Annotated in this window: 11 protein-coding genes; 2 read left to right on the forward strand and 9 right to left on the reverse strand. The window is 61.5% G+C overall.

All coding sequences use genetic code 11. The features are described 5' to 3' along the window. Positions 1 to 13: 13 nt before the first annotated feature. The 3 genes from WH91_RS14095 to WH91_RS14105 are packed head-to-tail and all read right to left on the reverse strand — an operon-like array spanning position 14 to position 3667. Positions 14 to 1267 carry an MFS transporter gene (locus WH91_RS14095; protein ID WP_052952852.1) on the reverse strand — a complete coding sequence of 418 codons (1254 nt, stop codon included), beginning with the start codon at positions 1265 to 1267 and terminating at the stop codon, positions 14 to 16. A 13-nt stretch (positions 1268 to 1280) separates the two neighbouring features. Continuing rightward, positions 1281 to 2414 carry an FAD-binding oxidoreductase gene (locus WH91_RS14100; RefSeq protein WP_046171643.1) on the reverse strand — a complete coding sequence of 378 codons (1134 nt, stop codon included), beginning with the start codon at positions 2412 to 2414 and terminating at the stop codon, positions 1281 to 1283. Continuing rightward, complete coding sequence (locus WH91_RS14105; protein WP_046171644.1) at positions 2411 to 3667, reverse strand: aromatic ring-hydroxylating oxygenase subunit alpha; 1257 nt, start codon at positions 3665 to 3667, stop codon at positions 2411 to 2413. Before WH91_RS14105 ends, WH91_RS14100 begins: the two co-directional genes overlap by 4 nt. Positions 3668 to 3837: 170 nt before the next feature. Between WH91_RS14105 and WH91_RS14110 the strand changes: the two genes are divergently transcribed. Then, positions 3838 to 4761 (forward strand): GlxA family transcriptional regulator, encoded by a 924-nt coding sequence (locus tag WH91_RS14110; RefSeq protein ID WP_046171645.1) that lies wholly within the window; start codon positions 3838 to 3840, stop codon positions 4759 to 4761. Here the strand turns inward: WH91_RS14110 and WH91_RS14115 are convergent. The 6 genes from WH91_RS14115 to WH91_RS14140 form a co-directional block, all read right to left on the reverse strand. Next, positions 4758 to 5267, reverse strand: coding sequence for a prolyl-tRNA synthetase associated domain-containing protein (locus tag WH91_RS14115; RefSeq protein ID WP_046171646.1), 510 nt, complete (start codon positions 5265 to 5267; stop codon positions 4758 to 4760). The two genes, WH91_RS14110 and WH91_RS14115, sit on opposite strands and share 4 nt — an antisense overlap. Positions 5268 to 5287: 20 nt before the next feature. After that, positions 5288 to 5845, reverse strand: a complete 558-nt coding sequence (locus WH91_RS14120; protein ID WP_046171647.1) for a sarcosine oxidase subunit gamma — start codon at positions 5843 to 5845, stop codon at positions 5288 to 5290. Between the two features lie 10 nt (positions 5846 to 5855). Further along, positions 5856 to 8849 carry a sarcosine oxidase subunit alpha gene (locus tag WH91_RS14125; RefSeq protein ID WP_046171648.1) on the reverse strand — a complete coding sequence of 998 codons (2994 nt, stop codon included), beginning with the start codon at positions 8847 to 8849 and terminating at the stop codon, positions 5856 to 5858. Beyond that, entirely contained in the window at positions 8846 to 9148 is a 303-nt protein-coding gene (locus tag WH91_RS14130; protein ID WP_046171649.1) for a sarcosine oxidase subunit delta, read from the reverse strand. Before WH91_RS14130 ends, WH91_RS14125 begins: the two co-directional genes overlap by 4 nt. A 10-nt stretch (positions 9149 to 9158) precedes the next feature. Next, on the reverse strand, positions 9159 to 10412 hold the full coding sequence (locus WH91_RS14135; RefSeq protein ID WP_046171650.1) for a sarcosine oxidase subunit beta family protein: 1254 nt from the start codon (positions 10410 to 10412) through the stop codon (positions 9159 to 9161). Positions 10413 to 10518: 106 nt separating this feature from the next. Beyond that, the gene (locus WH91_RS14140; protein WP_244542304.1) at positions 10519 to 11574 is read right to left on the reverse strand and encodes a GlxA family transcriptional regulator; all 1056 of its coding nucleotides are present in this window, start codon (positions 11572 to 11574) and stop codon (positions 10519 to 10521) included. A gap of 126 nt (positions 11575 to 11700) precedes the next feature. Between WH91_RS14140 and WH91_RS14145 the strand changes: the two genes are divergently transcribed. Continuing rightward, positions 11701 to 12450, forward strand: coding sequence for an electron transfer flavoprotein subunit beta/FixA family protein (locus WH91_RS14145; RefSeq protein WP_046171652.1), 750 nt, complete (start codon positions 11701 to 11703; stop codon positions 12448 to 12450). Positions 12451 to 12467 lie beyond the last annotated feature (17 nt).

Below are 12467 nucleotides of genomic sequence, written 5' to 3' on the forward strand. Positions count from 1 at the left end.
CTCAACGGTACTATTACGGAACGGCATCGGCTTGCGGCGAGCCGATGCCGGCAGGCGCCATCGGCGTAGTGGACACCAGATCGAATGACTGTTTTTCGCCGACCACTTGCAGCTTGTTAAGCCGCATGCGGGCGAAAACAAAGCCAACGATGCCCAATTGCACGATTGCCATGAAGCCCGCCAGGGCTGCCGGGCCGAACCATTGCATGCCGAACGATGCCAGGATCGGACCAAGGGTGGAGCCGGCGCCATACAGCAGCAGCAGGCCGGCGGACACCTGTACATAGTCGCTGCGGTCGGCGACGTCGAAAACATGCGCCGAGGCCACGGCATAGCTGGGCAGCACGGTTGCGCCAAACAGCAGTGCGAAGATGAGCCATGGACCGCCCAATTGGGGTAGCAGGGCGACGGTGACGCCAGCCAGAGCAGCCGCAAGAGTGATCGCCATCAGCACATGGCGACGATCGAGATGGTCGGACAGCTTGCCAAGGGGCCACTGGGCGATGGCGCCGCCCAGGACCACGACGCTCATGAACTGGGCGGCTGAAGTCAGGTCACCCGTTTTGGCAAAGGCAAACACCGGGCCCAGCGACCACAGGGCGCCGTTGGAAAGACCAATCAGGAAGATCGAGGCCGTGCCCGCTGGCGACAGGCTGAACAGGCGGAATGGCCGAACTCTCACCAGGATTGGGGGCTGCGGTGCCGGCGAGCGTGAAAGCGCCAGCGGCACGACGGCTAATGAAATAAGGATCGATGCGACGGAGAACAGCAGGAAGGAGGACGCATCGTAGAGCGTCACCATCATCTGGCCAGCGGCAGTGGCGATGTAGTTTATGGCAACATAGATGGAGATCATTGTACCGCGCGTCGAACTGGTCGCTCGATCGTTGATCCAGCTCTCGATGATCAGATAGAGGCCGGCAAGGCAGATGCCGGTCAACAGACGGAGCAGGGCCCAGAATTGAGGGTGCACCAGCATGGGGTAGCAGATCGCCACGGCGGCGGTGATCGACACCAGTGCAGCAAAGGTGCGGGTATGGCCAACGCGGCTCAGCAGGACAGGTGTCAGCAGGCAGCCGATTACAAAGCCGAGATAATAGCTCGATCCGAGCAGGCCCAAGTCCACAGCGGAAAAGCCCTCGATGCCGCCGCGGATGGGCAACAGCATGAGTTGCAACCCATAGCCGGTGACCAGCAGTGCCTCGCTGATCAGCAGCGCCGACAGCAGCAGGTAGGGTGACTTGGAGCCAGGCTGAGCGGTAACCAACGAATATTCCAGTCTAGCGTTCGATCACCAGGTCGCTGGTGGGCTTGGAGCAGCATAGCAGCATCATGCCCGCGTCGATTTCGCGCTGACGGATGCCACCTTTATGATTCATCTCGATGGTGCCCGATACCTTCTTTGATTTGCAAGTGCCACATAGGCCCTGCGTACAGGAAGACGGCAGGCGCATGCCGGCACGCTTGGCGGCCTCCAGCACCGTCATGTTTTCCGGCACTTCGATGGAGCGGCGGGTCTTGGTAAACTCGACTGTGTAGGTTTTGACCTGCGGCGCGGCATCCAGCAAAACCTCGCCGATGGCGACCTCGACCTGCTCGGTGGCGGAGAGTTCTTCAAAATTGAAGCTCTCGTCATGATGGTGGCTCATGTCGAAGCCGGCTTCGACGAGCAGGGCCTTGACCGCAGCCATGTAAGGAGAAGGGCCGCAGACGAAAATCTCGCGGCTCATGTAATCGGGCACGATCATGTCCAGCAGGGCCCGACTGAGGCGGCCGCGCAGTCCGCTGGACGGCGATAGCGGTGTTACGCCCTCGACAATCGGCACGAAGCGGAATGTCTCGGTGAGCCGCGCCATCAGCTCGAGCTCTTCTCGGAAAATGATGTCCGATGAAGTGCGGGCCGAGTGAACGAACACCAGGTCTTCCTGCTCGCCCAGATCGTGGAAAGTACGAGCCATCGACATCAGGGGCGTGATGCCACTGCCGCCGGACAGGAACAGGTATTTGGGGGCAGGGTGGGCATAGCAGGTGAACTCGCCCATCGGACCGAGCGCCTTGACCGCCATGCCCGGCTTGAGATTGTCGTGCAACCAGTTTGACACCCGCCCCCCCGGTACGCGCTTGACGGTGAAGGAGATGGTATGGGGGCGGGTCGGCGCCGACGAGATGGTGTAGCAGCGATGCAAAGTCTCGCCGCCGATCTCGAAGGCATAGGTCATGAATTGGCCGGGCTGATAGCGGAACCGCCCCGGCACAGTGGGCCTCAGGACGAAGGTCTTGACGTCGTGGGTTTCCTGCCGGACCGACTGACAGATCAGCGTATCGTCGTTTTCACTGTCCCAAAGGTCATCCGGCAGCTTGAGCGCTGGCGCCTGGGCGTCGATCGGGCCGAACCCACCGTCAAGAATCTTCATTTTGCGAGATATTCCGTCATGCGGGAAATGTACCAGCGGATGAATTTCTCCACGAGCATTTCGGTGTTCGGCGAATAGGGTCCGGGCTCATAGGCTGGGTTCATGGCGCCCTGCTGACACATCTGCACCAGTGCGGAATCCTGCGCATTGGTAGCGGTCCACACCTCGATCAGGTTGGCGATGTCATAATCAACCCCTTCGACGGCGTCCTTGTTGACCAGCCACTTGGTGCGGACCAGCGTGCGACCTTCGTCGAGCGGCAAGGCCGAAAAGGTGACGATGTGGTCGCCGAGGAAATGGTGCCAGGAATTGGGCTGGGTCCAGAATGACAGGCCGCCGAGCTTGGCATTGCTGAAGGCGCCGAGCGGAATGCGGCAGGCGGCGCGGGTGTCCATGGTGTGGCTTTCGCCGTTTCCATCGAGCGGCAGGCGCTCCGTGCGGAAGCCAGTGACGCGGCTGTCTAGTTCCTCGATTTCGTGCGACGGCAGGCCCATGTTCTCCCACTCGGCGTGGCTGGTCTTGCGCAAAGCTTCGTAGCGCTGGGCGTTTTCAAGGTCGAGCGGGTCCATCTCCTCGGGCGAAAAGCCGAAGCCATAAGCAAACAGTGGCACCGTCAGCTCGGGGTGATTGGCCTCGCAGTGGTAGCACTCGCGATTATTCTCGATGGTCAGCTTCCAGTTGCCCATTTCGATCAGGTCGCTCTGGTAGGCGATTTTGGTCTCGCGCACTTTGTGCGGCGCGATGTAGGGCGCCATGCGGGCCGCGACATAGTCGAAATCCTCGGGCGGCTCCTCGGTCAGGCAGATAAACAGCAAGCCTTCGAGCGAGCGCAGGTGCACCGACTTCAGGCCTTTGCAAGATGCGTCAAACTCCGCGCCCATGTGCGGCGCATGAACGAGACGGCCGTCCAGCGCATATGTCCAGGAATGATAGCGGCAGACGAGATTGCCGACGGTGGCCTTTTCTTCGTCGATCAGTCGGGCGCCCCGATGGCGGCAGACATTGTGGAAAGCGCGTATTTCCATGTCGTCGTCGCGGATGATGAGCACCGACGCCTTGCCGATATTGACGGTCATCACGTCGCCCGGCTCGGGCACATCGGGCTCGACACCGACATAGATCCAGTGGCGGTAAAAAATGGCCTCCATATCAGCGTCGAAAACTTCAGCGGATGTATAGAATGGAGCGTCCAGGCTGTGGCCTGGCTTTCTTCCATGAACCAGCGCTTCAAGCGCAGATTGCTTATCGAGCATGACGAACTCTCCTCAACCGAGATGAGGCGGGGAGGCCTCTGTCGCTGGATCAGATTTGGCGCTTTTTCTCATGCTGTCTTGATGCCGGGCGACAGCTGCTTTAGATTTTACGACATTATCTTCATGGGTGTGTTGTGCATAGTAGTTCTGACGCCCAAGTTTTTGGCTTCATGCTCACCGAACAGTTTTCGATGATCGCTTTTACTGCAGCGCTCGAGCCGCTGCGGCTCGCCAATCGCGCGGCTGGGCGCAAGCTTTATGAGTGGCATCTCTACTCGGCAGACGGGCTCACCGCAGAGGCGTCCAATGGAGTGCGTGTCAATGTGGAGCAGTCGTTTCGCGACGCGCCGAACATGGATGCGGTGGTGGTTTGCGCCGGCGTCGATGTGCAACTGATCGACCACCGCGATCTCATTTCGGTGGTGCGACGGCTGACCAAGTCCGGGGCAGCGCCCGGCGCTGTCTGCACAGGGACCTACGTGCTGGCCAAGGCGGGCCTGCTGGATGGCTATCGCTGCACCATCCATTGGGAAAACCGCCCGGGAATTCGGGCGGATTTTCCGGACCTCGACATCGGCGAAGAGCTGTTCGAGATCGACCGGGACCGCTTCACCTGCGCCGGTGGCGTGGCGGCGGCGGACATGATGCTCTCGCTGATCAAGCGCGATCACGGCGAAACGGTATCGAGCGCGGTCACCGATCAGTTGATCCACCATCGCATTCGCGAGGCCAGCGAGCGGCAGCGCATGGATTTGCGGACGCGTCTGGGCGTGGCCGATCCCAAGCTGTTGCGGGTCATCTCGCTTATGGAGCGCTCGATCGAACGGGTGCTGACCATCGAGGAATTTGCCCGTAGCGTCGCGCTATCGCCTCGACAACTAGAGCGGCTATTCCTCAAGCATCTAGGGTCGTCGCCTAACCGGCATTATATCAAGATCCGGCTCGACCATGCCTGCCAGCTGTTGCGCCAAACGCGCATGCCGATTCTCGACGTGGGAATGGCCAGCGGCTTCAGCTCGGCGTCGTATTTCTCACAGAGCTATTCAGACCATTTTGGGCATAGCCCGAGCAGCGAGCGCAAGGCGGCGGTCTAAGCGCTGGCCAGCGTATCGAAATCGACGATGTCCGGGCTGTGGCCGGTGGCGGTGACGAATTTGACCAGCTCGTCGCTGGTCAGCGAGACCGTTGCAGTATTGACCAGTGGATGAACCGTGATGCGGGGTTGGGCCAGCATGTCTTTGGCCAGGACGAGCTGAACGGCATTGGCGGTGTCATTGATCAGCGCCAGAGGACTGACGGAGCCCTGAATGACGCCCAATGCTTCCAACAGCGTCTCGCTGCTGGCGAAGGAGAACTTCTTGGCGCCGACATGGGCCGCCAGCGCCTTGAGGTCGAGACGACGATCGGTCGGCACGCAGACCAACCAGAGACCGCCCTTTGCGCCCTTGAGCAGCAGGTTCTTGGTGTGAACACCTTCCAGCACCGACCAGAAAGGCAGGGCTTCCTCGACGGTGTGGACCGGCGGATGCTCGATGGCGACAGGAGTGATCGCAAGCTGGGCAAATAGCGCATCGAGAGCGGCGCGGGCTTCGGTCGTCATAAGTTGTCCTCTTGAAAGCGTCAGACGCCAAGTTCGATTTCGCGGCAGATGCCGGCGAGCAGGTTCCAGACGTGATCGGCGAACGAGTGCCAGACTTCGATGCGGAAACTGTCCGGCCCTTGGCGCAGCAGGATGATCTGTGCCTTGTCGATAATGGTGCGACAGCCGCTGCCAACCGGCATGGCGGCGATATCGAAGGCTATGGTGGCCTGCAGCGCGAGAACCGCCTCCGGGCCTTCGACGGTAATGCCGACTTCGCGGTGGCCGACATCGACGAGGCTATGGATTGTGGTGGCATAGAGTTCGCCAAAGGCGCTCTCGATGGCGTCCTGCTCGGCGAGAGGCGCGATGAGATACCATTCGTCGGGACCGATGCAGGTGGCGATGCGGCCGGAAGCCGAGACCAGACCGCCGGTGGTGGGTGGCAGGTTGCCGCCCCAGATCGTCGATGCTGCGGCCAGGTTCTGTGGATCAATCCGCAGGATGAAGCGGGCGCAGTCTTCGACCGGGCGCATGTTGACGCGGGCGTGTGGGCCGGCTAGTGCGCGTCCGACCAGAGGATGATGGGTGTGCATCATTCTGTGCTCCTTAAGCGCTGAGGCGCGTGTTTTCGGGGTCGAGGAAGACGGTGCCGGTAACTTCGGCCTGCAAAGTGCCATCCGGCATCGGAATATGCACCGTCTCACCCATGCGGCCATTGCCGCCTTCGATCACGGCCAGCGCGATTGATCGGCCAAGCGCCACGCTCCAGTACGACGAGGTGACATGGCCCACCATCGTCATGGGCACGGACTGATTGGGATCGAGTACGATCTGGGCGCCTTCTTCGAGCACCACTTTTGGATCGGCGGTCAGCAGGCCCACCAAGTGCTTGCGGTCGGTCTTGAGCATGTCCGGACGGGCCAACGAGCGCTTGCCGACGAAATCGGGTTTGGCCTTGCCAATGGCCCAGCCGAGGCCTGCATCATCGGGCGTCAGCGTGCCGTCAGTGTCCTGCCCGACGATAATATAGCCCTTTTCGGCCCGCAACACGTGCATGGTCTCGGTGCCATAAGGCGTGACGCCGTAGGCCTGGCCTTCGGCGATGAGCTTTTCCCACACGGCGCGGCCATATCGGGCCGGCACGTTGACCTCGTAGCCGCGTTCGCCACTAAAGCTCATGCGGAACAGGCGGGTCGGAACGCCGCAGATGCGGCCCACGCCGACCGACATGTGCGGGAATGCCTCTTCCGACAGATCGATGCCTTCGACCAGGGGCGCCAGAAGGTTGCGCGCGTTGGGGCCGTTTATGGCAATGACCGACCACTGCTCGGTGGTCGAGGTGAGCCAGACCTTGAGATCGGGGAATTCGGTTTGCAGGTAATCTTCCATCATGTTGAGCACGCGGGCGGCGCCGCCCGTCGTGGTCGTCACATGGAAGCGGTCGTGGGTCAGGCGGCCGATAACGCCGTCGTCACGAATGAAGCCATCCTCGCCGAGCAACACGCCATAGCGGCAGCGACCAGGCTGCAGCTTGCTCCACGGGTTGGTATACATGCGATTGAGGAATTCGGCGGCATCGGGGCCGACGATCTCGATCTTGCCCAGGGTGGATGCATCGAAGATGCCGAGAGAGTCGCGCGTCGCCTTGCATTCACGGGCCACGGCGGCGTGCATGTCCTCGCCCGGCTTCGGGAAATACCAGGCGCGGCGCCACAGGGCAACGGGTTCGAAGACGGCACCGTGTTCTTCAGCCCAGGCGTCGATCGAGGTCTTGCGGGTAACATCGAACAGGCGACCACGATTGTAGCCGGCGAAGGCGCCAAAAGTGGTTGGCGTGTAGGGCGGGCGGAAGGTGGTGAGCCCGACTGATGGCACCGGGCGTTGCACGGCGTCGGCCGCAATGGCCAGACCATTGATGTTGGAGGTCTTGCCCTGATCGGTCGCCATGCCGGTGGTGGTGTAGCGCTTGATATGCTCGATGGATTTAAAGCCTTCGCGCACGGCAAGACGGATGTCCTTGGCGGTGACGTCGTTCTGGAAATCGATAAAGGCCTTGGCCGTGTCAGCGTTCCTGTCGGTCGGCAATTCACGGCTGCTGATGCCGGTCATGTCTAGTTCGTCATTGACGGCATAGATCGACGCCTTGGCCGTGAAGCCGGCATCCATGGCAGCGTCGACGCCGGCCTCTGCGCCTTCCGCGAGCACCCTGGCCAGGCCGAAATCGCCATTGCCGGCACCGGCGCAACGGCTTTGTTCGACATGCTTGGACGGCAGGAAGACCTGCGCGTCCTCGCGCCATTCCAGCTTGCCTTGTGAATGGGAGAACAGGTGGAGTGTCGGGTTCCAGCCGCCGCTCATCAGCAGCGTATCACAGGCAAACTCGCGGGCCTGAGCAGCGCTGCCGTGGATTGGCTTGGCGCGCAGCGAGGAAATGCGCAAGCGGCCCTTGGTGCCGGTAACTGTCCAGCTGGTGAGCACTTCGATGCCGAGTGCCGATGCACTGGCTGTGAGGTGAGCCGGAACGATTGGTCGGATATCGATGATGGCCACAACCTTGACGCCGGCGCGGGCCAGATCGAAGGCGGCGAGCCAGGCGCTGTCATGGGTGGTCACCACGACGGGGCTGGCGCCGACCTTGACGCCATAGCGGTTGAGATAGGTGCGGGCGGCGCTGGCCAGCATGACGCCGGGACGATCATTGCCGTCAAACACCAGCGGTTTTTCGATGGCGCCCTGGGCGAGCACGACCTGCTTGGCACGGACCTTCCACATGCGTTCGCGCGGCGTGCCCTCAGGGGCAGAGGCGAGGTGGTCGGTAATGCGCTGGCACAGGCCGACGAAATTCTGGTGGTAGTAGCCGATGGCCGTGGTGCGCGGCAGCAGGGTGACATTGGCCATGCCGGCCAGTTCATCCACGCTCGCCTTGAGCCAGGCCCAACCGGTCAGGCCATCAATGCCCCCATCCGTCTCCGACAGCAGCGAACCGCCCAATTCGGCCTGTTCGTCGACCAGGAGTACCTTTGCGCCGCTGCGGCCGGCTTCGAGTGCAGCCGCGAGGCCCGCCGGACCGGCACCGACAACGAGCACGTCGCAATGCGCGAAGCGGCTGGAATAGATGTCGGGATCGGGCAGGGTAGGCGACTTGCCCAAGCCTGCCGTACCGCGAATGATCGGCTCATAGACCTTGTTCCAAAAGCTCTTCGGCCACATGAAAGTCTTGTAGTAGAAACCAGCCGAAAACAGCATGTAGAGCACATCGTTGATGGCGCCGACGTCGCGCTCCAGCGATGGCCAATGGTTCTGGCTGATGGTCTTGAGACCCTGCGAAATCTCGACGACCGTGGCGCGGCTATTCGGCTCGACGCGGCCGGGGCCGTGATCGATGCCGAGCAGGGCATTTGGTTCTTCCGAGCCGGCCGAGAGAAAGCCGCGCGGGCGATGATACTTGAACGACCGACCAACCAGATGCTGCCCACTGGCCAACAGGGCCGAGGCGACGGTGTCGCCTTCAAAACCGTCATAGGTCTTGTCGTTGAAGGTGAACTGGACTGGCTTGCTGGGATCGACGCGGCCCTTGCCGGGAATGCGGAAAGTGCTCATGAGCGCGCGGCCTCAAGTTCAGCCTGATCGGGGCGGGGCAGCCCGGCTTTGTAAGTCATGACGAACTTGTCGGTGACGGTGTCGCGGACCGCATTGAAGAAACGGCCACAGCCATGCATGTGCCGCCAGCGTTCGTAGTGGATGCCGCGTGCATTGGAGCGGATATAGAGGAAGTCGCGCCACTCGTCGTCCGTCGTGCTGGACGGGTTTTGCGGGCGAACGATATGTGCCTCGCCGCCATAGGTAAATTCGAGCTCTGGGCGTTCGGCAGCGCAGTAGGGGCAGCGGATTAGAAGCATTGTACTTACCCTAGTGTGCAACGGCTGCCGCAGCAGCCTCGTCGATCAGCCGGCCGGTGGTGAACCGCTCCAGCGTGAATGGCGCGTTGATGGGATGGGGTTCGTCACGCGCAATGGTGTGGGCGAAAACGTGGGCCGATCCGGGCGTGGCCTTGAAGCCGCCGGTGCCCCAGCCGCAATTGACGTAAAGCCCCGGAACCGGCGTCTTGCCCAGGATCGGCGAGCGATCGGGGGTGACGTCGACGATGCCGCCCCATTTGCGCAGCATCCGCATACGGGTGAAAATCGGGAAGATTTCGCAGATGGCGGCGACGGTGTGCTCGATCAACGGCAGGCCGCCGCGCTGGCTGTAGGACACGTATTGGTCCGTGCCCGAACCAATGACCAGCTCGCCCTTGTCGGACTGCGAAATGTAGGCGTGGACCGTGTTAGACATGACCACGCAGGGAAAGATCGGCTTGACCGGCTCGGAGACCAAAGCCTGAAGCGGATAGCTTTCCAGCGGCAGGCGGACGCCGGCCGAATCCATCACCACCGAAGTATTGCCGGCGGCAGAGACAGCGACTTTCTTGGCCTTGATGAAGCCACGCGCCGTATCGACGCCGATGACCTTTCCGGATGCGTCTCGGCGGATGGCAGTAACCGGGCAGTTCTGGATGATGTCGACGCCGCGCGATGCTGCGCCGCGCGCATAGCCCCAGGCCACGGCATCGTGCCGGGCAACACCGCCGCGCCGCTGCAGGGCTGCGCCCATGACAGGGTAGCGCGCATCGGGCGAAATATTGAGCGGCGGACAAAATTCCTGAGCCTGCTCGGCAGTCAGCCATTCATTGTCGATGCCGTTAAGGCGATTGGAATGGACGTGGCGCTTGAAGCTCTGCACGTCGTGCACATTATGCGCCAGCATCATCACGCCGCGCTGCGAAAACATGACGTTGTAATTGAGCTCCTGGCTTAGGCCCTCCCAGAGCTTCATCGAATGCTCATAGAGCATCGCGCTTTCGTCATAGAGGTAGTTCGAGCGGATGATGGTGGTGTTGCGACCGGTATTGCCGCCACCGAGCCAGCCTTTTTCGATCACCGCGACATTGGTAATGCCGTGTTCCTTGGCGAGATAGTAGGCTGCGCCCAGGCCATGACCGCCGGCCCCGACGATGATGACATCGTACTCGGCCTTGGGCTGGGCGTCGGGCCACTGAGGCTTCCAGTTCTTGTGCCCCGTCAGGGCATTGGCCAGCAGTGACGGAAACGAAAAGCGGGTCATTGCTTACCTCGGGCGAAAATTGTTTAGCGTATCATTGCGACATTGAAGCCGACAGGACAGTACGTTTGCGTCAAACGGATCGCAGGTAAACGACATCCGGCATGTGTCAGGCTAGCTCGAGTTCCGGTGCCGCGCTCTTTGTCCTCTTGCGGACTTCGTGCGGCGTGCTGTCGAAGCGCTGGCGGAACATGCGGCTCAGATGGGACGAATCGCAGAAGCCGCATTCGACGGCAATCGCCGTGACCGACTTGTCCGTGGTTTCAATCAGATGGCGCGCATAGGTCAGGCGGATTTGCAGGAACGCGGCCTGCGGCGAGGCGTCGAGGGCCGCCCGGAAATGGCGTTCGAGCTGGCGCTTGCTGTTGCCCATGCGGCGAGCCAGTTCGGTTACCGAAAGAGGATTGTCGATGTTCTGCTGCATCAGCAGCAGCGCCCGCATCACCATCGGGTCACGCGTTGAAATACCCATCGGCACCCCGGGCTGCGACTTTTCGGGCCGCAGCGCATCGTCGATGATCATGATGTGAAGGCTCTTGCTGGCCTGGGCCCGGCCAACGTGCTTCTCGACCAGATAAGCAGCCAGATGGGCCGAGCTGGCGCCGCCCGAACAGGTCAGGCGATCGCCGTCATCGATGAAGATCTGGTCGGAGACCGGGTTGAGGCCATCGAACTGTTCGAGGAAATCGGCGTGATGGAACCAGCTGACGCAGCAGCGATAGCCCTGCATCAGGCCGGCCTTGTGCAGCAGGAAGCCGCCAGTGCAAACACCAACCAGCGGCACGCCGGCTGCCGCTGCCTTATCGAGATAGGCGGTATATTCAGCGCCCAGGCCCGACATGTCATCCATGATGCCGCCGATTACCACGATGTAGTCGAACTTCGTCGGGTCACCGAGCCGCTCATTGGGCTGCACGGCAATGCCGCTGCTCGACGGTACCGCGTTCATCGTGTCGGACAGCACGGTCCAGCCGCACATGATCGGGCGGCTGCGGTCACCCTCGTCGGCGGCAAGGCGCAGGACGTCGACGAAGTTGGCGAAGGCGCAAAGCGTGAAGCGCTTGGCTAGGATAAAACCGACCGAAAGGCGAAGCCCGTCGGGGCGTGCGCGGTAGGCTTTGGGGGAGGTCGCATTTGTCCGGTTGCGGCCCATCCTGATATCCATCGCATCGCCCCTGCTGAATTCACGCCATCCATGTCGTATCGCTAATCCAATATTGACGCAAACGTTCTGGCGAAGCGGCAAAAAGTGTCGCAATGCTCCCTGCAAGATCGTTGGATTGGATTGCAGATGAAAGTCTTGGTGCCTGTAAAACGCGTGGTCGACTACAACGTCAAGATCCGCGTAAAAGCCGATGGTTCGGGCGTCGATCTGGCCAATGTGAAGATGTCGATGAACCCCTTTGATGAGATCGCCCTCGAAGAAGCGATCCGCCTTAAGGAGGCCGGCAAGGTCACCGAGATTATCGCCGTATCGATCGGGCCAGCCCAGGCGCATGACACGCTGCGTACCGCTCTCGCCATGGGCGCCGATCGCGCAATTCTGATTATTGTCGATGGTGCGGTGGAGCCGCTGGCAGTCGCCAAGCTACTCAAGGGCGTGGTCGAGGCCGAAGCGCCCCGCCTCGTCATCCTCGGCAAGCAAGCGATCGACGACGATTCCAACCAGACCGGCCAGATGCTGTCGGCACTGTTGGGCTGGTCGCAGGCGACCTTCGCATCCAAGCTCGAACTGGGCGACGACAAGGCCTTGGTGTTGCGTGAAGTCGATGGCGGCTTGCAGTCCATCGAAGTGTCGCTGCCCACCGTCGTCACCGTTGATCTCCGCCTCAACGAGCCCCGCTACGCCTCACTGCCCAACATCATGAAGGCCAAAAAGAAGCCGCTCGAGGAAAAGACTGCGGCCGATTACGGCGTCGATGTCGAGCCGCGACTGAAAGTGCTTAGGACCGAGGAGCCGGGTACGCGCAAGGCGGGCATCAGGGTCGGCAGCGTTGCCGAACTGGTCGACAAGCTGCGCAACGAAGCCCGCGTCATCTGACCCCGAGCGAGGATACA

Source organism: Devosia psychrophila, assembly GCF_000971275.1.
Classification (GTDB): Bacteria; Pseudomonadota; Alphaproteobacteria; order Rhizobiales; family Devosiaceae; genus Devosia; species Devosia psychrophila.

Coding starts and splice junctions, on each gene's coding strand:
- WH91_RS14105 (WP_046171644.1), bottom strand. CDS start 3,667: ATGCTCGATAAGCAATCTGCGCTTGAAGCGCTGGTTCATGGAAGAAAG.
- WH91_RS14110 (WP_046171645.1), top strand. CDS start 3,838: ATGCTCACCGAACAGTTTTCGATGATCGCTTTTACTGCAGCGCTCGAG.
- WH91_RS14115 (WP_046171646.1), bottom strand. CDS start 5,267: ATGACGACCGAAGCCCGCGCCGCTCTCGATGCGCTATTTGCCCAGCTT.
- WH91_RS14120 (WP_046171647.1), bottom strand. CDS start 5,845: ATGATGCACACCCATCATCCTCTGGTCGGACGCGCACTAGCCGGCCCA.
- WH91_RS14145 (WP_046171652.1), top strand. CDS start 11,701: ATGAAAGTCTTGGTGCCTGTAAAACGCGTGGTCGACTACAACGTCAAG.
- WH91_RS14125 (WP_046171648.1), bottom strand. CDS start 8,849: ATGAGCACTTTCCGCATTCCCGGCAAGGGCCGCGTCGATCCCAGCAAG.
- WH91_RS14100 (WP_046171643.1), bottom strand. CDS start 2,414: ATGAAGATTCTTGACGGTGGGTTCGGCCCGATCGACGCCCAGGCGCCA.
- WH91_RS14140 (WP_244542304.1), bottom strand. CDS start 11,574: ATGGATATCAGGATGGGCCGCAACCGGACAAATGCGACCTCCCCCAAA.
- WH91_RS14130 (WP_046171649.1), bottom strand. CDS start 9,148: ATGCTTCTAATCCGCTGCCCCTACTGCGCTGCCGAACGCCCAGAGCTC.
- WH91_RS14135 (WP_046171650.1), bottom strand. CDS start 10,412: ATGACCCGCTTTTCGTTTCCGTCACTGCTGGCCAATGCCCTGACGGGG.